A 19,655-nucleotide genomic window follows, 5' to 3' on the forward strand; every position below is an offset into this window, starting at 1 on the left:
CGATTCCGTTCACGGTGCCCCTTGGGGCGAGAACCGCAGGGCGGTGTGGTCCAGCAACGCCGGTACGTACGCCGACACCAGCGGGGCGGCGTCGAGGCGCGTCGGTTTCCCCCTCCGGGTCAGGGCCCGCAGGAACAGCGACGTCGTCGCCAGCACCACGTCCCGGCCCGGACACTCGGCGGGGCCGTGGCTGAACGGCACGAGCCCCGGTTCGGCCTCGGCGCGTCCGTCCAGCCAGATCTCCGGGGTGAACGCGTCGGCGTACGGCAGCCGGGGGTCGCGGTGGAAGTACGAGCTCACCACCACGAACGCCGTCCCCTCCTCGAACGTCATCCCCCGCCACTCCGTCGGCCGAACGCCCTCCCGCAGGATGGCCAGCGTGGTCGGCCACAACCGCACCGACTCCTGGACCGTGGCCGCCAACCGGGCCGGGTCCGCCACGATCCCCTCGAAGTCCGTGCTCTCCGCGTTCAGCAACGCCAAGGCGCGGAACGAGGCGATGGCCGTGGCGTCGAAGGCGAACAGCCAGTGCGCGACCTGGTCCTCCGGCCGCACCCGATCGTCGTCGGGGAGTCGCGCGGCCAGGCTCCCCGGCTCGGCGTGGTCGATCCCCTCGCGGACCCGGTGCAGGAACTCCTCGCGGGCCTTGCGGTCGATCGGCATGGCGTAGGACCAGTCGGCGCGAGAGCGCAGATGCCGCAGCAGGGCGGTGGTGAGGTGGTCCGTGGCCGCCCACGAACCGAAGATCACCCGCCGGGCCAGGGCGTCGAACGACGCCGAGAACCGCGGCCAGTCCAGCGCGTTCACGTCCCCGAGCGCGTGGAGGAGGACCTCGGCCTCCTCCTCGACGTGGGCGGACAGGGTGTCGATGTCGGGGTGGACCCGTCCCGTCGCCAGCGCCTGCTCGTTGGCCTCCCGCCGGGGCTCGCGGGCGTCCGAGTCGGACGCCAGGACCCCGTGCGGCTGGAAGTGCGCCAGTGCCCCCCGTTTCTCCCGGCCCGCCGGTGAGAACGGGTCCGGTGTCCCCTCCAGGAGTCGGCGCACGTCCTCGGGCGCCAGCACGATCGCCATCCGTCGACCCGCGATGTTCAGCGGCAACGGCCCGTCGCCGTGTCGTTCGCGCAACTCCCGCAGGAGCGCACTCAGCCTGTGGTCGGTTTCGAGGGCGGCGGCCGCCGCCTCCCACCGGGGTCTGCGGATGATGACCCCTCTGGCCACCAGGGTCGACAGCAGCGGGAGTAAGCGCATCATCTCCATCGGGGCGGGTGCCCGGTTCGTGGCCATCGTCTTCCTCACCTTCCGCACGTGTTCGTGCACGAGGCGACTACCCCGAAGCCCGGAGAGCGAACATGCCCGCGCTCGGGCTCCGGTCCGCTACGCGTCCGCCCGACTTCTCGTCCCCTCACCTGGTCGGGGGGTCACCTCCCTCCGGGGGCGGCCCGTCGTCGCCCGCCGGTCCTTCCCCGGGTTCCTTCCGGGCGCTGCCCGCGCCCGGGCTCTGATCCCAGCCGGTCGGGTACCTGCGGCCGTCCGGACGCTCCTTCCAGTAGTCCGGCGAACGCACCGCCCGCTGTTTGCGGATGGTGTCCCGGCGGATCACCCAGATCACGAAAAGGATCACCAGGACCGCGATCGCCACGGTCGCGAGGACCCCCAGGGGTCCGGCCGGCACCGATGTCTCCATGGGTTCCTCCCGCCCTCGACGTGCCGTTCAGAGTGCCGCGAGGAGATCGCGGCACGCGTCCTCGCAGCGGCGGCACACCTCGGCGCACACCCGGCAGTGCTCGTGGTGTCCGGCGTGCCGCTCGCATTCGTTGCCGCACCTGCGACAGGCCTGGGCGCAGGCCTCCAGGACCGTCTTCAGGAGTGCGTTGTCCCGTGCGGTGCGGCGGGACAGCAGGCGGTGGGTGGTCTCGCACAGGTCCGCGCAGTCCAGGTCCGAGCGGACGCACGCGACGAGGTCGGCCACGCCCTCCTCGCCCAGACAGGCGTCCGCGCACAGGGTGCAGGCCTGTGCGCACTCGCCGCACGCCTCGATGCAGGCCCGCACCTTCTCCCCGACCCCCTCGGGGTCGTTCGGGTGGGTGCGTGCCATCTGTTCGATCGTGTTCATGTCTTCCCCCTCGGAACGTGAACGGTGATCGTGGTGCGGGTCGGTCCGGGTCGGTCCGGGCCGGGGCGGCCCCGGGCGGCCCCGGCCCGGTGGGTTCACAGCAGGTCGCGCGGGATCGTCTCCGTCCATTGACGGGAGAAGATCCGCTCCTCGTCCTCGTAGGCGTCGAGCGTGGCGTGGACCCGGAACACGGTCTCGGTGCACTCCAGCGAGGTGTGTGTCTCGGTCCGGGTGCGCCAGTCCCCCCGCGCGAACCGCATGGTCCAGGTGGACTCGCCCTTGGTCGAGGTGAAGTCGCCGGCCACCGATTCGTAGTGCTCGTAGGCGCGCCGTCCCACGTCCAGGTCGATGCCGTCGAAGTGCAGGATGCCCCCGTCCTTGACGATCTCCAGCGACGACCGGGTGTCCACCATGTCCCGGTGCACCGACCAGCTGTGTTCGGGCGTCTCATGCCGGGAGGTCGCGATCTCCGGGGTCGACTCGGGCTCCTCGAAGGGCCGGGGGTCCGGCTCCTCCCCGGTGGGCACGGGACGGACCGGCAGGGTCAGGGTGCTGTTCTCGGGGTGGACGGTCAACAGGAACGGTCGCGGCGGCGGCCAGGCCAGCGGCCAGTACGAGGTGGACACCGACAGTCGGATCCGATGGCCTGCGGGGAACGCCTGCGCGACCCCGTTGAGGACGACCCGTACCCGTTGGCGTTCGCCGGGCGGCATCGGTTCGGGTTCCGCGTGCCCGTTCCGGTGGGTGAGGTTGAGCAGGCCGTAGGTGACGCGGGTCGCGGCGCCGTCGGGCGCGACGTCGCACAGTCGGGCCGCGACCATCGCCACGGGCTCGTCGACGGACACGTCCAGTTCCACCTCGGCGGCACCGAGGATCTCGACGGGTTCCCGCAGCACGGCGGTCTCGAAGACGAGGGATCCCCCGTCCTCCTCGCGCTGGTCGTAGGGCAGGTCGGGCGGGGCGTTGTAGGAGGCCCACTTGCCCGCGAACTGGCCGACGGTCAGGGGTGAGGACACGCTCAGCGGCCCTCTGGGCACCTCATTCCCGTTCGGGGTGAGTTCGTCGGAGGTGAGCAGCCGGTACGCCCCCAGCCCGAGCCCGGTGCGCTCGATCCCGGGGGAGGGCCACCGGTCCTCGCGCACCCATCGGCCGGGCCGTTCCTCGTAGGAGGTGGCGGGGCGGACGCTGTCCTGCATCCAGGCCCACAGGGAGGGCCCCTCGTCCACGCCGTTCTCCACCCCCTTGAGCCAGTGGTCCAGCCAGCGCACCACCTCTTGGAGGTAGCCGATGGCCGGTCCGGGGCGGCCCATGTGGGGGTAGCGGTGCGACCAGGGGCCGATGAGGCCCCGGCGCGGGACCCGGAGGTTCTCCAGGACGCGCAGGACCGCGTTGGAGTAGCCGTCCGCCCAGCCGCTGGCGGCCAGCACGGGGCACTCCACCCGTTCGGGGTCCTCGCCCACCGAGGCGTGCCGCCAGTATTCGTCCCTGCGTTGGTGGCGCAGCCATTCCAGGACCCAGGGGCGGTTGGCCTCCAACCGTTCGAGCCACATGTCCCGCCACCGGTCGCCCGTGGTCATGGGGTCGGGCGGGCAGGTGCCGGCCGCGAACGTGGTCCCGGCCTCGGCGAGGTTGTCCGACAGCAGACAGCCGCCCATGTAGTGGAAGTCGTCGTCGTAGCGGTCGTCGGTGAAGGACGTGATGACGATGGCGCCCAGGCTCGGCGGCCGGCGGGCCGCCACCTGGAGCGCGGCGAACCCGCCCCAGGACAGGCCGATCATGCCGGTCGTGCCGTCGCACCAGGGCTGTTCGGCCAGCCAGGCCAGGACCTCCTCGGCGTCCTGCTGCTCGCGTTCCAGGTACTCGTCGGTGAGCACGCCCTCGGAGTCCCCGGTCCCCCTCAGGTCCACGCGCACGCACGCGTAGCCGTGACCGGCGATGTAGGGGTGGTGCATCGAGTCGCGCACGGCGGTGAGATCACGCCTGCGGTAGGGGAGGTACTCCAGGACCGCCGGGACCGGGCCGATCTCGCTGGAGACCGGGAGCCAGGCGCGTCCGGCCAGGCGCACCCCGTCGGACATGGGTATCCAGAAGTGTTCTTCCGTTCGGATCTCGTACGGCAGGGTTTCGACCACCCGCATCGAAGCTCCTTTCGTCGATGTCCTCAGCGTTCGTCGGCGGCGGGCGACTCCTCGAACTCGAAGGTCAGTTCCTCCACGCATCGCTCGTACTTGGCGAGCATCTCGTTCTCGTCGGCCCCGCCGATGACGATCTTGGCCAGCTCGTAGCTGTAGCTGTCCTGGGCCCACAGTTCGGAGAGCCGCAGTCCTTCGCGGGGGATCACCCGGATCCGCACCCCGGGGACGGTCTTCTCCACCAACGCGATCTCCTCCGGCGTGGGCACACGGCTCACGAAGCCGTCGGAGAACCGGCGCAGGTACCACTCGGCGGCCACGGGGTACTCTCCCGAGATCCCCTCGGGCAGGACGGGCGCCTCACCGAGGCCGAGTCGGAGCATGCGCTCGTGGTCGGCGGCACCGTCGACCAGCTCGAACAGCGGCGCGTGCGTCTGCGAGTGGCGGGGGTTGACCTCCAGGACCCGCAGGTCGTCCTCCACGGGGTCGTAGAAGAACTCGACGCTGAACAGCGAGTCGTCCAGTCCCAGCTTCTCCATCACCCGGGTGGCCACCGACGCCATGCGTCGCCGCACCCCCTCGGGAAGGGTGGAGGGGTACTGGTGGCGCAGGAACACCGAGCTTCCGGGGTAGTCGACCGAGTCGAGGGTGGCGTAGACGACGGCCTCGCCGTTGTACGTGTACCCCTCGACGGCCGCCTGGAGTCCGTGGAGCGCGCCTTCGGCCAGGCAGGAGTTGCCGCCGGCCTCGGCGATCTCGGACGGCAGGTCGATGCGCTGGAGGATCTGCTCGAAGGGACGTCCCATCTTGCCGACGCCCTCGCGCAGCGACTCGATCGCCTCGTCGAAGTCCTTGTCGTTCTCGATCCGGAAGGCGAGTTCGGAGGAGGCGGACTTCACGGGCTTGAGCCAGAAGGGATAGCCGGGCTCGGTGGGAGGGGTGGGGTCGTTCAGGTCCACGAGGGAGAAGGCGGGGTACTCGTCGACGACCTCGCTCTGGAGCAGGCGGCTCCAGTACTTGTGCTCGCATCGGACGACGGATTCGAGGGTGGCGGAGGGCAGGCCCCGCGGAGCGCACAGGATCGGCACCAGGAGGGTCACGGGGAAGTCCCAGTAGCCCACGATGGCGTCGACGGTCCCGTCGAACTCGTTCAGGGTCCGTTCGGCGTCGGCGATGATCTTCTCGATGTCCAGCCGCTCGGAGCGGAGGTCTTCCAGCGTCGACAAGGCGTGGAAGTCGCATTGGCTGCCGGTGGGGGTCCGGCGGAGGATCTCATGATTGTGGTCGTCCAGTCCGAGGACGAACACGTTCTTCCGCTTCATGGTCATCTTTCTGTTCGTTTCATGGTCGCCGGCTCCTCGCGAGGGGGCGTCCGGTCCTGGGACCGTGGGACGACCACTACCCGAAGGTCGCCGACCCAATCGCCGATAACGGATTGATATCGGAGGAAGAGTCGGTTTCCGCGTCCGGGCGTTCGTGCAGGCCGGAGAGGCCGGCCCTTGTGGGGGAGTGGAGGGCGGACGGGAAGCGCACGAGCGGGGCGTCGCGGGTGGCGGGGGCCAGGCCGTCGAGGAGGGTGTTCACCGCCGGGACCGCCGGGACCGCCGGGACCGCCGGGACCGCCGGGACCGTCCGGGGTGACTCCGACGGTGGCCGGCGGCTCAACGAACGCGCGGTCGTCGAGGGTGGCCGGGTCCGGCTCTCCCGTCCTCCCGGCGGGCCTGTCCGGGAGGGCGGCGGTGGCGGGCTTGACGCGTCGTGCGCGCCCGACGCCCGCCCTCCCGGCCGCCGGCACCTCCACGATGTGGTCGATCCGGTCCGGGTGAAGAACGTTGCGTGCGGCGTTGCCCGACCAACCGCAGGAGGGCTTCTTCTCGCCCTTGACCTCCGTTTTCGTACGGAGTGAACTCATATCGACGTCTTCGGGCTTGGAGGGGGAGGCATCCCTCCAAGGTCGGCCACCCGCGTTCCCCCTGCGGCCGCTCCGAGTGGCCGGACCCGTGGGGTCGACCGGGGAGTCGGTGGACATGCATCGGATCTTTCCTCCGCTGGAGGGCTACGAAGGGCTCTCCCTCGGAGAGCTGGAACGGCGGGTCCGCTCCTTGGACGCCGAGCGCGTACGGGAGCTGATCGGTTACGAGCGCAGCCATGAGGACCGCGCCGACGTGATGGAGTTGCTGGAAGATCGCCTCGCGGAGTACGAGGGAGGACGCGAGAGGCCGCTGGAGCCCCGGATGCCCGTGGACGACGCGGCACCCCGGTCCCCGGGGCGCGATGCGCTTCGAGTTCCGCGAGCACCGAACACCACGGGGCACGGGGACGGCGCCCGTCGATCCGGGGCCCTTCCGTGACGGCGTCCCGGACCCGGCGGTAGGCCTTTCCGTGCCCGTGGCTCGAACCCTGCGGACGGCCCTTCCTCGACGACGCCCCGCACCCGACCGGCGGCCTTTCGAGGGCAGTCGTGTCGTGCTCGGCCCGCCGACCAACCCGGGGCATGGGTTCGCCCATATGTTCCCGCTCGCGGTTTCCGCCGCGTGACGCCGGGTAGCCGTACTCCCACGCCCTTCGGGGCGGACCGGCGGACCGACCGGGGGGCGGACCCGCGGGAGGGACGGCGTCCCGTGCCGGAGGTCGTGACGGACGGAGGATGCGCATGACCCGAGAAAGAACGTCCTCGATCCCGACCCCGACCAGGGCGGGCCGGAGACGGAGGGCCGGCCCCGCGCGACGCGGCCCGGCGCACCCGCTCCGCGCGGTCGCCCTCGGCGCAGCCGCGGCCGCCCTCGCCGGGGGCACCGCCCTCGCGGGCCGTCGGGCCCGGTCGGGGCACGAACCCGGGCTGGTCGGACGCACCGCGCTGATCACCGGCGGTTCCCGAGGACTCGGACTGCAACTGGCCCGGGAGTTCGGCGCGCGCGGTGCCTCCGTGGTCGTCTGCGCCCGCGACGTCGAGGAGGTGGACCGGGCCGTCGAGGACCTGCGTGGGCGGGGTGTCACCGCCCACGGCGAACGGTGCGACCTCACGGACCCCGAACAGGCCCGAGCGCTGGTCGGACGCGCCGTCGAACACCTCGGCCGCCTGGACTTCGTGGTGAACAACGCCGGCATCATCCAGGTCGGCCCCTACGAGGTGTTCTCCGAACGCCATTTCCGCGAGGCGATGGACACGATGTTCTGGGCGCCCCTGCGGGTCTCCCTGGCCGCGCTGGAACCGCTGCGGCACAGCGGCGGCCGGCTGGTCACCATCACCTCCATCGGCGGTCATCTGAGCGTGCCCCACCTCCTGCCCTACAGTTGCGCGAAGTTCGCCGAGGTGGCGCTCTCCGAAGGGCTGGCCGCCGAGGTGGCGCGCACGGGCGTCGGCGTCACCACGGTGGTGCCGGGGCTCATGCGCACGGGCTCCCACCGGGCCGCCGTGTTCGTCGGCCGCCCCGAGCGCGAGTACGCGTGGTTCTCCCTCGGCGCGGGGCTGCCGCTGGTGTCGGTGGGCGCCGAGCGCGCCGCCGCCCGCATCGTGGAGGCCGCCGCGCGAGGGCGGGGCCACGTGGTCCTCACCCCGTTGGCCCGCCTGGTCGTCCTGGCCCGGGGGATCTCCCCGGCCTTCGTCCAAGGGGTGACCCGTCTCATGGCGGCCGTACTGCCCGCGGCCCCGGCCCACCCGGAGGAGCGCAAGGGCGCGCAAGCCGACCACGGGGCGTTGAACACGCTGATCAAGGCACCGACGGTGCTCAACGAACGCGCCAGGCGGCGTCTCCACCAGGACCGCCCGGCATCGCGCCGATGACCCGCCGTCCGGCGGTCGTCGCACGGGCCGCGGCCGCGTCGGCGAGGACCGGGAGGGTCCCCCGGCGCGCGAACGCACCACCGCCCCGGTTCCGGGGCCGAACCCATGGGGTGGCGCGCGCGGTCGCGCCGCCCTCCCGACAGCACGGAGAAGACATGCACACGGTGAGCCCGCATCGATCGCGCTATCCCGACCCGGTACCCGAGCGGCCCATGCCCCCGGACCCGTTTCCGCCCGTCCCCGCGCCCCCGCCCGGACCGCCTCGGCCGGGGCCGGATCCCGAGCCTCCGGGTCCCGGTCCCCTCCCCGAGCCGCCCGGCCCCGAGCCCGAGCCCGAACCCGCGCCGGTCTGACCCGCGCCGGGGCGTCCGCGAGCGCGCCCCGGCCGCCCCGGTGCCCCGTCGGTGGTGCGGGAGCGCCCGCCGGGGCGGGTGCCATCTGCGGTGAATTCGTTCGGTAAGGGGGATTGACCCGAACGTGACGGCGTTCTAGGTTTCCGGAACAGGAAGGATTCCTTCTGGTTCGGTGCGGCCCCGGCCCCGGTCGCATCGGGCCGCCATCCCCGCCGGAGGACGCCGTGCCCCACCATGCCCATGCCCCGAGTCCCCAGGCCGGCCGCACGGCCAAGGCCGCGATCCTGCTCCTCGGCCTGGCCCTCACCGCGGCCGTCATGAGCGTCGCGCGCGGCCCCGCCGCCACCGACCTCACCGCCGCCGCGGACCCCGCCCCCGCCGCCGCGACCCCCGTCGGAGAGCACGGACGACTCCAGGTGTGCGGTCTCAAGCTCTGCGACGAGGACGGCCGGCGGGTCCGGCTCACCGGCATGAGCTCCCACGGCCTGCAATGGTTCGACCACTGCCTCACCGACTCCTCCCTGGACACCCTGGCCTACGACTGGCAGGCCGACGTCCTGCGCGTGTCGATGTACATCCAGGAGGGCGGCTACGAGACCGACCCGCGCCGGTTCACCGACCGGGTCCACGAACTCATCGAAGAGGCCACCGAACGCGGCATGTACGTCATCGTCGACTGGCACATGCTCAGCCCGGGAGACCCGAACCACAACCTCGACCGGGCCCGCACCTTCTTCGCCGAGATCGCCGACGCGCACGCCGACAAGGACAACGTCCTCTACGAGATCGCCAACGAGCCCAGCGGCGTGCCCTGGTCCTCCATCAAGGGCTACGCCGAACAGGTCATCCCGGTGATCCGGGCCGAGGACCCCGAGGCGGTCGTGCTGGTCGGCACCCGCGGCTGGTCCTCCCTGGGGTTGTCGGAGGGCTCCGACCACACCGAGATCACCGCGGACCCGGTCGACGCCGACAACATCATGTACGTCTTCCACTTCTACGCGGCCTCGCACACCTCCTTCCACCGGGAGGGCTTCCGGTCCGCCGCGCGGGAGCTGCCGCTGTTCGTCACCGAGTTCGGCACCCAGGAGTACACCGGCGACGGCCCCGACGACTTCGCCTCCGCCCAGGCCTACCTCGACCTCATGGAGGAGGAGGGGATCAGCTGGGTCAACTGGAACTTCTCCGACGACTTCCGCTCCGGCGCGGTCTTTCGGACCGGCTCGTGCGACGCCGGATCCTGGAACGCGCTCAAGCCCGCGGGGGAGTGGATCCGGGACCGCATCCGCGAGAGCGGTACCTCCGCCGCCTGACCACGGACCCCGGGAACGAGGACGGGGCGCGCCCACCACGGGCGCGCCCCGTCCTCGTCGTCCCCGCCCCTTCCCGGTACGGAGCGTCCCGGGACTCGGACGGGGTCGCCCGCGTGCCCCCGGCGGTCCGGCCCCGGCGGCGGTCGTGGCACCGGGCCGCGCCCCGTCCCGGGTGCTCGGGGGCCGGCCGTCGTGGGCCTCGGTCGGCGGGGCGGCGGAGTCGGCGTCCGGCACCAGGGAACCGACCGGGAGCAGATCCGCCGGCCGCTCCGGATTCCGGGCGTCGGTCGGCGCCGAGGCGACCGACGGGCGGTCGGCCAGGCCGGCGGCGCACCGCCTCGGGGGGTGGTGCCGCCCGAGCGCACCGCCCTCCAGGAGCACGTCGCCCCGGCCGATGGCCGGTGCGAACCGGGAGGGGATCCGGGTCAGACGCCGTGGGCCGCCCGGCGGGTCTCGGCGTAGCGTTCGCGCACGTGCGGGGCGGGCACCGGGGCGGCCCGCACCTCCGTCCCGCTCACCCCCCACGTCGGCGGCTCGGCGGTGCCCGCCAGCGCCCAGGCCGCCTGGCGGGCGGCGCCGAGCGCCACGTACTCGGCGGGCGGCGGTACCACCAAGGGCACGTCCAGCACGGTCGTCGCGACCGCCCGCACCGCCGCCGACCGGGCCGCGCCCCCGACCAGTAGCACCCGGCGCACCGGCACACCGTGGTCGGTCAGCGCCGACAGCCCGTCGGCCAGCCCGCACAGCATCCCCTCCACGGCCGCCCGCGCCAGGTTCGCCGGCGTCATGTTCTCCCGCCGCAGTCCGTGCAGCGAACCGGTCGCGGTGGGCAGCGCCGGGGTGCGCTCACCGTCCAGGTAGGGCAGCATCACCAGCCCGTCCGCACCCGGCTCCGCCGTCAACGCGAGCGCGTCCAGCCCGGCCAGGTCGGTGTCCAGCATCGCGGCGGTCGCCGTCAGCACCCGGGCGGCGTTCAACGTGCACACGAGCGGCAGGTACCGCCCGGTGGCGTCGGCGAACCCGCACACGATCCCCGACGCGTCGCGCACCGGGGTGTCGCTCACTGCGAACACCGTGCCGCTGGTGCCCAGCGAGAGCACCGCGTCGCCCGGCCGCAGCCCCAGGCCCAGGGCCGCGCCCATGTTGTCCCCGGTGCCCGGCGCGATCGCCGCGCCCTCCCGGGTGCGCCCCACGATCTCGGCCGGGGCGGCCACCCGGGGCGTGCGCGGTTCCCGTCCGAACGCCCGCTTCAGCAGGTCCGTGCGGTACTCCCCGCCGCTCGCCGACCAGTACCCGGTACCGGAGGCGTCGCCCCGGTCGGTGACCGGCCCGTCCTCGCCGCCGGCCAGCCGCCAGGTGAGCCAGTCGTGGGGCAGCATCACCCCGGTGACCCGGGCCGCCGTCTCCGGTTCGTGCTCGGCGAACCAGCGCAGCTTGGACACCGTCAGCGAGGCGCCGGGGACGTTGTCCACGGCCTCCGCCCAGGCCCCGGCCCCGCCCAGTTCCGCGATGAGGTCGTTCGCCGCGTCGGCCGAGCGGGTGTCGTTCCACAGCAGCGCCTCGCGCACCACCGCGCCGTCGTCGTCCACGGCGACCATGCCGTGCTGCTGTCCGGCGACGGCGATCGCCGCCACCCCGTCGAGCAGCCCCGAGGAGGCCTCCTCCAGCGCCGCCCACCAGGCGCGCGGGTGGACCTCGGTGCCGTCGGGGTGGGGCGCGCGGGCCTCGCGCACCACGCTCCCGTCGTCGGCGTCACAGACGACGATCTTGCAGGACTGGGTCGAACTGTCGATTCCGGCCACGAGGGGCATCGGTGTACTCCACGGTGAGGGGATTAGTCGAGGTCCCCAACGAACTTAGTCCGCGTCGCCCGTTCTGTCACGGGCTCCGGGCGGGGTCGGTCGCCGGCGGCCTCGATGGGGGGCACGGTGGCGGGTCCCCGGTCGGCCCACGGGGGATGTGGCGTGTGCGACCCCCGGGGTCCGGGGCATCTACCCACTAAACATGTAGGGAATATGGTTTACTCTGATGCATGACAGTCGGCACCTCGGCACGCCTCCCGGTCCGGCGGAGAACGTTCACCTTCGACGAGCGCTGTCGGTGAGCGACCGGCCGGACGCCGGTCGCACCCCGCCACGTCCCGGACCACCACGGCAGCGAAGAAGAAGACCATGACCGTCGACGCCACCGTCACCACCGCCCCGACCCCGCTCACCCCGGACCGCCTGGCCGCACTGGCCGCAGAGGTGGCCGAAGAGGTCCGCCAGGGGCTCCACGAGATCCACTTCGACGCGGAGGACCGCTGGTCGGTGCGCCTGCACGCCGACGACCACACCGACGTCTGGCTCATCTCCTGGACCCCCGAGCAGTCGACGCGCCTGCACGACCACGCGGGCTCCCTGGGCTCGCTCACCGTCGTCACCGGTGAACTCGTCGAGCGTTACTGGGCCGGCGAACTGCGCGAGCGCACCCTGGCCGACGGCGAGGGCGGTCGCTTCCCGCTCGGCCACGTCCACGACGTCGTCAACGCCTCCGACGCGCCCGCCGTCAGCGTGCACGCCTACTCCCCGCCGCTGACCGCCATGCACTACTACGAGGTCGGCGGCGACGGCGCGCTGCGCCGTACCGGCAGCGTCCTCACCACCGACCCCGAGCCGGACGTCCCCACCCTGGACGACGTGCCGACCCGCGAGGAGGTCGGCCGATGAGCGCCATCGAACGCCTCCTCGGCAGCAGGCGCGCCCGCCTGGAGCGGCTCTCGCCCACCGAGGCGCTGGCCGCCCGGGAGAACGGCGCCCTGCTCGTGGACACCCGACCCGTGGTCGACCGGATGGCCGAGGGGGAGATCCCCGGAGCCCTGGTCATCGACCGCAACGTCCTGGAATGGCGACTGGACCCCACCAGTCCGGACCGGGTCCCCGAGGCCGACTCCGTCGACCTGCGCATCGTGCTGTTCTGCAACGAGGGATACGCCTCCAGCCTGGCCGCCGTCCAGCTCCAGGAGCTGGGCCTGAGCCGGGCCACCGACCTCATCGGCGGTTTCCGGGCCTGGCGGGCCCAGGGGCTCCCGGTCGTCGACTCCCGGGGCTGACCTCTCCGGATCCCCCCGTGCGACGCCCCGGACCCGGGTCGCCCCGTTCTCCGCCACGGTCCCCGTCGCGGGTCGGCGCCGACGCGCGCCCGCGTGCGCGCCCTCCGGTCCGGCCCCGTGTGGCCGATGCCACGTGTCACGGGAACGGGAAAGGCGTATTTCCTACCAAGCAGGTTGGGTAGTCTTTGGTCAGGTCATCGGATGTCCTACCGGGCACGTCGATCCCTTCCGAGGCCCGGTGGGTCCCACCGGAGCCGAGGAGCCCCCCGCGATCCTCCACCCTCACGATCACGAAGGAGCACACATGCGCACGACCTCAGCCGTCATCGGTGCCGCCGCCGTCACCCTGGCGCTCACCGCCTGCGGCGCCCCCAGCGAGCAGCAGGCCGGGGGAGAGGGCGCGGGCGAGGTGCTGCGAGTGGGCGTCAGCCCCGTGCCGCACGGTGACATCCTCGCCTTCATCGACGAGAACCTCGCCGAGGAGGCCGGGCTGGAGCTGGAGATCGTGGAGATCTCCGACTACAACACCCCCAACACCCTGTTGGTCGAGGGCGAGCTGGACGCCAACTACTTCCAGCACCGCACCTACCTGAACGAGTGGGCGGCCAACGGCCCGGACGCCGACTTCGCGTACATCACCGACGTGCACATCGAGCGACTCGGCCTGTACTCCGAGAGCGTCGAGAACATCGCCGACCTGCCCGAGGGCGCCGAGATCGCCGTCCCCAACGACCCGGCCAACCTCAACCGCGCCCTGGGGATCCTCCAGACCGAGGGCCTCATCGAGGTCGACCCGGAGGCCGGCGGGCTGGCCACCGAGAAGGACATCACCGACAACCCCAAGGACATCACCGTCACGCCGCTGGAGGCCGCGCAGCTGCCGCGCGCCATCGCCGACGTCGACGCGGCCGTCGTCAACGGCAACTACGCCATCGAGGCCGACCTGCCGACGGAGAGCAACGTTCTGGCCTGGGAGCCCGAGGGCGACGACTACGTCGAGGCCTACGCCAACGGCCTGGTGGCCCTGGAGGAGAACGCCGACGACGAGCGGGTCCGACTGCTCGCCGAGCTGCTGCACGACGAGCGCGTCCTGGAGTTCGTCAAGGAGTCCTGGAAGGGCGTCGTCCTGGCCGTGGACGCCGACGGCGAGGTCATCGAGACCGCCGCGGAGTAGTCACCGCGTCCAGGGGACTCCGCGCCACATCCGGCTCCGTCGTTCGGGGGCGCGCGGAACACACGCACACCGTGAGGGCGGTGGGGCCTCGGCCCCGCCGCCCTTCGGCGTCCCCCCGGTCCGTGCGGGGGCGCGGCCCGTGGCCTTCGGGGCTCCTCGCGCGCCCGGCGAGGGGCCGAACGGAAGGGATCCCCCGAACGCCCCGATTTATGTGATCTGGATCACTATTTGCCATATTCCCATAAATCCTACCTATTAAGTATAGTTTTTCTGTCGCTCCGACCTCCCCCTGCATCGTGAAGAGGAACCCGAGATGAGCAAACGCACCGTGCTCCCCACCGTCGCCGTGGCCCTGACGCTGGGCCTGGTCGCGTGCGGGGGATCGGCGGGCGACGGCGGTGGAGCCGGCGATGGCGTCGACACGCTGACCCTGGGCTACTTCCCGAACCTCACCCACGCCCCCGCCCTGGTGGGGGTGGAGAACGGGATCTTCGCCGAGGCCCTGGGCGACGTCGAACTCCGGACCCAGACCTTCAACGCCGGACCGGACGCGATCAACGCCCTGTTCGCCGGTGAGGTCGACGCCACCTTCATCGGTCCCAGCCCGGCCGTCAACGGTTGGTCGCAGTCCGACGGGACCGCGCTGCGCATCATCGCCGGCTCGACCTCGGGCGGTGCCGGCCTGGTGGTCCGCGAGGGCATCGACGGCGTCGACGACCTGCCCGGCACCACACTCTCCACGCCCCAGCTCGGCAACACCCAGGACGTGGCGCTGCGCTGGTTCGCCCGGGAACAGGGCTGGGAGGTCGACACCGAGGGCGGTGGCGACCTGTCGGTCCTGCCGCAGGACAACGCCGAGATCATCGACGCCTTCCTGCTCGGCGAGATCGACGGCGCGTGGGTCCCCGAGCCCCACCTGAGCCGGTTGATCAAGGAGGGCGACGGTCGCCTTCTGGTGGACGAGGCCGACCTGTGGCCCGAGACCGGCGGCGAGTTCGTCACCACGCACCTCGTCGTCCGGGCCGAACTCCTGGAGGAGGACCCCGGGGCGGTCGAGGACCTGCTGCGCGGGCACATCGAGACGATCGACCGGATCAACGAGGACTCCGAGGAGGCCCAGGAGGTGGCCATCGCCCACCTGGAGGGGCTGACCGGAGGCCGACTCGACCCCGAGGTGGTCGCCTCGGCCTTCGAGAACGTGACGTTCACCGTCGACCCGATCTCCGGGTCCCTGCGCGGCGGCGCCGAGCACGCCGAGGCGGTCGGTCTGCTGGACCCGGTCGACCTGGAGGGCGTCTACGCGCTCGACCCGCTCAACGGACTGCTGGCCGAACGGGGGCGCGACGAGGTCGCCGGTTTCTGACCCCGGCGGGGCGGTCGGCGGGGTCCGGGTGATTCCGCCGACCGGCGCGCCGTGCGGGGTGACCTGGATCACCATCGGTGTCCGCGTGGGGCTCCGACGGGCCCCGAGGTGGGGATTCGCGGCCGTGCGACGTCCTGAACTGCGCTTTTCCCCACGGTGCCTCTCGGGGGTCGGTGAGGTGGGCCGGCCCCCGGGATCCCGCCGCCGACCCGGGGTGGCGCGCTGACTTTCACAAATCCTACTTATTAAGTAGAGTTTCCATCGTCCTCAGACCGCGCTCGAAAGGGTCCCCTCCCATGTGTGTGCCCTCCCCACCGAAGCGGATCGCCCCGGCGGCCCTGGTCCTGGGCCTGGCACTCGCCGTCACCGGGTGCGCCGCCGACGCGGCGGAGGACGACACGCTGACCCTGGGCTACTTCCCCAACCTCACCCACGCCCCCGCCCTGGTGGGGGTGGAGAACGGGATCTTCGCCGAGGCCCTGGGCGACACCGCGTTCGACACCCGCACCTTCAACGGCGGCCCCGACGCGATCAACGCCCTGTTCTCCGGCGAGATCGACGCCGCCTACCTGGGCCCCAGCCCCGCCGTCAACGGCTGGTTCCAGTCCGAGGGGCGGGCCCTGCACATCGTCGCCGGCGCCGCCACCCGCGGCACCGGGCTCGTGGTCCGGGACGACATCACCGCCGTCGAGGACCTGGTCGGCACCACCCTGGCCACCCCGCAACTCGGCGGTACCCAGGACGTGGCGCTGCGCTGGTTCGTCCGGGAACAGGGCTGGGAGGTCGACACCGCCGGCGGCGGAGACCTGTCCATCGTCCCCCAGGCCAACCCCGAGACCGTCGACGCCTTCGCGATCGGCGAGATCGACGGCGCCTGGGTCCCCGAGCCCTACCTCGGTCGCCTGCTGGCCGAGGACGACGCCCACCTGCTGGTCGACGAGGCCGACCTGTGGCCCGGCGGCGAGTTCGTCACCACCCACCTGGTCGTCTCCGCCGCCCTCCTGCGCGATCACCCCGAACGGGTCGAGGATCTGCTGCGCGGACACGTCGAAGCGGTCGACCTGGTCGAGGCCGACCCGGACACCGCGCTGCGGTCCGTCTCCGCCCACCTGGAAACGCTCACCGGGGGCGCGCCCGACCCCGACCTCACCGCCGCGGGGCTCGACAACATCACGTTCACCGTCGATCCCGCCGCGCACTCACTGCTCGTCGGAGCCGACAGAGCCGAGGCCATCGGACTGCTCGAACCCGTCGACCTGACCGGAATCTACGCCCTGGACCCGCTCAACGCCCTCCTCGCCGAGGACGGCCGCGAGCGCGTCGCCGGGCTGGAAGGGTAGGGGCCCAATGACCACCATCACCGACACGCCCCGGCGGACCACCGCCGTCGAGATCGCCGACATCTCCAAGGTGTTCGGCCACGGCAAGGGGGCCGTGACCGCCATCGACGGAATGTCGGTCACCGTCGGCACGGGGGAGTTCCTGGCCATCGTGGGCGCCTCCGGCTGCGGCAAGAGCACCCTGCTCTCCCTCGTCGCCGGACTCGACGGACCCACCACCGGGGCCGTGGACGTCGGCGGGCACCGTGTCGCCATGATGTTCCAGGAGGCCGCGCTGTTCCCGTGGCTGAGCGTCGGCGCCAACATCGAGGTGCCGATGAAGGTCAACAAGGTGCCCAAGGCCGAACGCAGGAGGAGGGTCGGCGAACTCCTCGACCTGGTGCGCCTGACCGGGTTCGAGCGCAAGCAGCCCCACGAGCTGTCCGGCGGCATGCGCCAGCGCGTCGCCCTGGCCCGCGCCCTGGCCCAGGACGCCGACGTGCTGCTCATGGACGAGCCCTTCGGCGCCCTGGACGCCATGACCCGCGACATCCTCCACGACGAGCTGGAGCGGATCTGGCAGGAGAAGGGACTGACCGTCCTCTTCGTCACCCACAACGTGCGCGAGGCCGTGCGCCTGGGCGACCGGGTCGTGCTGCTGTCCAGCCGCCCCGGCCGGGTCATCGACGAGTTCCCGGTGGAGGGCGAGCGCCCCCGCCGCATCGACTCCGCCCTCATCGCGACCCAGGCCGCCGTCATCACCGACCGGCTCCGCCAGGAGGTCTCCCGCCATGCCTGAAGCCGACGTGAGGGACCGGGACCGCGAGGTCCACGGGCTCGACGCCCTCGAACTCCAGCCCAAGCGGGGGGTCGCCGAACGCGGATTCGGGGAGACCGTCCGCAAGGTGTGGTCGGGCACCTGGCCCAAGCTCGTCGCCGTCATCCTGGTGCTGGCGGCCTGGCAGGCCGTCGTGTGGTCGGGGTGGCGCAGCGATTTCGTGTTCCCCGGCCCCGACAAGGTGCTGCCCACCCTGGTCCAGGAGATCACCACCCCCGAGTTCTGGGTGGCGGTGCAGGTGACCATGCGCCGGGCCCTGACGGGGTTCGCGCTGGCACTGGTCGTGGGCGTGGTCATCGGGCTGGCGGTGTCGCGGTTCACGCCGCTGCGGACGGCGATCGGGTCGCTCATCACCGGACTCCAGACCATGCCGTCGATCGTCTGGTTCCCGTTCGCGATGCTGCTGTACGGCATCAGCGAGTCGGCGATCATGTTCGTCATCGTGCTGGGCGCCGCCCCCTCCATCGCGGGCGGGCTGGTGTCGGGCATCGACTACGTGTCGCCCACGCTGCTGCGGGCCGGCCAGGTGATGGGGCTGCGCGGGGTGCAGCGGTACTCCCTGCTGATCATCCCGGCGGCGCTGCCGATGTTCGTCACCGGCCTCAAGCAGGGATGGGCGTTCGCGTGGCGCTCGCTCATGGCCGGTGAGCTGCTGGTCGTCATCAACCAGCAGAACTCCATCGGTTGGGCGCTCAGCCAGGCCCGCCAGCTCAACGACGCCGACCGGCTGTTGAGCTACATCATCATCGTGCTGGTCATCGGCATCGTCATCGACGTGTTCTTCAACTGGGCCGACCGGGCGCTGCGCCACCGCTGGGGCATCACCTCCTGAGCACGCGGCGGGCCGCCCCGTGGAGGGGCGGCCCGCCGCGTGCTCCGGGACCCGGCCTCCTCCGGGGCGGGCCGATGCCGCCCACCGCTCCGCCCCGGTCGTCCGCCGCGACGGCCGGAGGCGCGCTCCCGCCCCGATGATCGGGTCATGCGAAGACAAGTGCGAGAAGCCCTGGGCGGGACGGGGCCGGCCGTAGGACCTCCGAACGGGCCGGCGAATCCCCTGAAGGGCAGCCGGTGGGCGTCGGTCGCTCCGTGGGTCGGACCCGCCGGAGAGGCGAACGCACACCCTCACGGTCACTCCTCGGGCGGGGCCGGAGGAGTGCCGCCCTCGGGCGGTGATCCACCGTCGGGCCCGCCCTCGGGCGGGGTCCCACCGCCTTCGCCCCCACCCTCCGGGGCGCCCCCGCCCCCGCCCCCGGCGGACTCGTCCATGGTCACCCCGACCACCACCGTCAGCGTGTACCCGTCCTCGGGCGTCCCCTCGGTCACCGCCACCGGCGTGACCACCATGCTGTCCGGATCCCCCTCCACCGACTGCGCCTCCTGGAACACCTGGTCCTCCTCGACCGGCGTCAGCTCCAGCACGTGCTCGGAGTACGGCTCCCGCTCGGCCACCTCCGCGCAGAACGCGTCGGCGAACAGCAGTTGACCCGTGTGCACCGTCGTCCCGCCCTCGTAGGTGGTGTCGATCTCCCCCTCGGTGTGCACCTTGAGGTGGACGTGGGTCACGCGCGGGCTGTACCACCCGGGCACGATCGTGGTGAACCGCGCCGTCCCCTCCTCGTCCACCGGCTGGATCCCCCGCAGGAACGACTGCTCGTCGCCCTCCCCGTCCTCGGCCGGGACCTCGCCACCCGGGCTCGCGTCGGTGTAGCCCGAGTAGTACCCCCAGGCGTCGCAGTGCCAGATCTCCACCGCCACGCCCTCACCGGTCAGCGGCGCGCACCCGTTCTCGAAGTCCACGACCGTGATCGCGAGCTCCAACGGGAACCCCTGCTTGCCCTCGGTGATGTCCTCTCGGACCAGCATGCCGTCCAGGTGGTAGGGCCCCTCGGTGACCTCCGGCGACAGCACGCACACCTGATCGGTGGCACCCGGCGAGGGCGTGCTCCCGCCCGCCGCCGTCCCCCCGCCCTCGGCGGTGTCGCCCGCGCACCCCGCCACCCCGACGGCGACGGCCCCGCCGCCCAGGACGATCGCCCGCCGCCGGTCCAGCACCGGGCCCCGGAACGCTTCCTCCGCCATGTGACGCCCTTCCCCCGGGCCCCGATGTCCGGGGCCGTTCACCACGGAAAGTTACGGGCCGCGGGTGAGAGGGGCACGTGGACACGGTGGGGGGCCGGT

At 72.4% G+C, this 19,655-nt stretch carries 17 protein-coding genes; 10 read left to right on the plus strand and 7 right to left on the minus strand.

The window, feature by feature from the left end; genetic code table 11:
- Nucleotides 1-9 precede the first annotated feature (9 nt).
- The 5 genes from PWG71_RS03565 to PWG71_RS03585 all read right to left on the minus strand — a co-directional run bounded on the left by PWG71_RS03565 (nt 10) and on the right by PWG71_RS03585 (nt 5,567).
- On the minus strand, nt 10-1,284 hold the full coding sequence (locus tag PWG71_RS03565) for a cytochrome P450 (RefSeq protein WP_274807999.1): 1,275 nt from the start codon (nt 1,282-1,284) through the stop codon (nt 10-12).
- A gap of 118 nt (nt 1,285-1,402) precedes the next feature.
- Nucleotides 1,403-1,684 (minus strand): hypothetical protein, encoded by a 282-nt coding sequence (locus PWG71_RS03570; RefSeq protein WP_274808000.1) that lies wholly within the window; start codon nt 1,682-1,684, stop codon nt 1,403-1,405.
- Nucleotides 1,685-1,711: 27 nt separating this feature from the next.
- Nucleotides 1,712-2,113, minus strand: a complete 402-nt coding sequence (locus PWG71_RS03575) for a four-helix bundle copper-binding protein (RefSeq protein WP_274808001.1) — start codon at nt 2,111-2,113, stop codon at nt 1,712-1,714.
- Nucleotides 2,114-2,208: 95 nt separating this feature from the next.
- The gene (locus tag PWG71_RS03580; protein WP_274808002.1) at nt 2,209-4,251 is read right to left on the minus strand and encodes a CocE/NonD family hydrolase; all 2,043 of its coding nucleotides are present in this window, start codon (nt 4,249-4,251) and stop codon (nt 2,209-2,211) included.
- A gap of 23 nt (nt 4,252-4,274) precedes the next feature.
- Nucleotides 4,275-5,567 carry an ATP-grasp domain-containing protein gene (locus PWG71_RS03585; protein ID WP_342455936.1) on the minus strand — a complete coding sequence of 431 codons (1,293 nt, stop codon included), beginning with the start codon at nt 5,565-5,567 and terminating at the stop codon, nt 4,275-4,277.
- Between the two features lie 705 nt (nt 5,568-6,272).
- On the opposite strand from PWG71_RS03585, the gene PWG71_RS03590 reads away from it, so the two are divergent.
- The 3 genes from PWG71_RS03590 to PWG71_RS03600 all read left to right on the plus strand — a co-directional run bounded on the left by PWG71_RS03590 (nt 6,273) and on the right by PWG71_RS03600 (nt 9,692).
- The gene (locus PWG71_RS03590; RefSeq protein WP_274808004.1) at nt 6,273-6,596 is read left to right on the plus strand and encodes a hypothetical protein; all 324 of its coding nucleotides are present in this window, start codon (nt 6,273-6,275) and stop codon (nt 6,594-6,596) included.
- A gap of 302 nt (nt 6,597-6,898) precedes the next feature.
- Nucleotides 6,899-8,029 carry an SDR family NAD(P)-dependent oxidoreductase gene (locus tag PWG71_RS03595; RefSeq protein WP_274808005.1) on the plus strand — a complete coding sequence of 377 codons (1,131 nt, stop codon included), beginning with the start codon at nt 6,899-6,901 and terminating at the stop codon, nt 8,027-8,029.
- Between the two features lie 577 nt (nt 8,030-8,606).
- Nucleotides 8,607-9,692 (plus strand): glycoside hydrolase family 5 protein, encoded by a 1,086-nt coding sequence (locus PWG71_RS03600; protein ID WP_446724967.1) that lies wholly within the window; start codon nt 8,607-8,609, stop codon nt 9,690-9,692.
- Between the two features lie 425 nt (nt 9,693-10,117).
- Here PWG71_RS03600 and xylB read toward each other — a convergent pair whose 3' ends face one another.
- Nucleotides 10,118-11,503 (minus strand): xylulokinase, encoded by a 1,386-nt coding sequence (gene xylB, locus PWG71_RS03605; RefSeq protein WP_274808006.1) that lies wholly within the window; start codon nt 11,501-11,503, stop codon nt 10,118-10,120.
- A gap of 360 nt (nt 11,504-11,863) precedes the next feature.
- On the opposite strand from xylB, the gene PWG71_RS03610 reads away from it, so the two are divergent.
- From PWG71_RS03610 to PWG71_RS03640, 7 genes are all read left to right on the plus strand, one after another.
- Nucleotides 11,864-12,400 carry a cysteine dioxygenase gene (locus tag PWG71_RS03610; protein ID WP_274808007.1) on the plus strand — a complete coding sequence of 179 codons (537 nt, stop codon included), beginning with the start codon at nt 11,864-11,866 and terminating at the stop codon, nt 12,398-12,400.
- On the plus strand, nt 12,397-12,783 hold the full coding sequence (locus tag PWG71_RS03615) for a rhodanese-like domain-containing protein (protein ID WP_274808008.1): 387 nt from the start codon (nt 12,397-12,399) through the stop codon (nt 12,781-12,783). Before PWG71_RS03610 ends, PWG71_RS03615 begins: the two co-directional genes overlap by 4 nt.
- Nucleotides 12,784-13,087: 304 nt before the next feature.
- Nucleotides 13,088-13,957 carry a MetQ/NlpA family ABC transporter substrate-binding protein gene (locus tag PWG71_RS03620; protein WP_274808009.1) on the plus strand — a complete coding sequence of 290 codons (870 nt, stop codon included), beginning with the start codon at nt 13,088-13,090 and terminating at the stop codon, nt 13,955-13,957.
- 313 nt (nt 13,958-14,270) lie between these two features.
- Nucleotides 14,271-15,320, plus strand: a complete 1,050-nt coding sequence (locus PWG71_RS03625; RefSeq protein ID WP_274808010.1) for an ABC transporter substrate-binding protein — start codon at nt 14,271-14,273, stop codon at nt 15,318-15,320.
- Nucleotides 15,321-15,616: 296 nt separating this feature from the next.
- Nucleotides 15,617-16,660: an ABC transporter substrate-binding protein gene (locus tag PWG71_RS03630; RefSeq protein WP_274808011.1), complete on the plus strand. Its 1,044-nt coding sequence runs from the start codon at nt 15,617-15,619 to the stop codon at nt 16,658-16,660.
- 7 nt (nt 16,661-16,667) lie between these two features.
- On the plus strand, nt 16,668-17,438 hold the full coding sequence (locus PWG71_RS03635) for an ABC transporter ATP-binding protein (RefSeq protein ID WP_274808012.1): 771 nt from the start codon (nt 16,668-16,670) through the stop codon (nt 17,436-17,438).
- Nucleotides 17,431-18,309 carry an ABC transporter permease gene (locus tag PWG71_RS03640; protein WP_274808013.1) on the plus strand — a complete coding sequence of 293 codons (879 nt, stop codon included), beginning with the start codon at nt 17,431-17,433 and terminating at the stop codon, nt 18,307-18,309. The genes PWG71_RS03635 and PWG71_RS03640 overlap by 8 nt, the downstream gene beginning before the upstream one ends.
- A 296-nt stretch (nt 18,310-18,605) precedes the next feature.
- On the opposite strand, the gene PWG71_RS03645 is transcribed toward PWG71_RS03640, so the two are convergent.
- Complete coding sequence (locus PWG71_RS03645; protein ID WP_274808014.1) at nt 18,606-19,556, minus strand: intradiol ring-cleavage dioxygenase; 951 nt, start codon at nt 19,554-19,556, stop codon at nt 18,606-18,608.
- Nucleotides 19,557-19,655: the final 99 nt, after the last annotated feature.

The sequence above is a fragment of the Nocardiopsis sp. N85 genome (genome assembly GCF_028882275.1).
In the GTDB taxonomy this organism is placed as follows: Bacteria; Actinomycetota; Actinomycetes; order Streptosporangiales; family Streptosporangiaceae; genus Nocardiopsis; species Nocardiopsis lambiniae.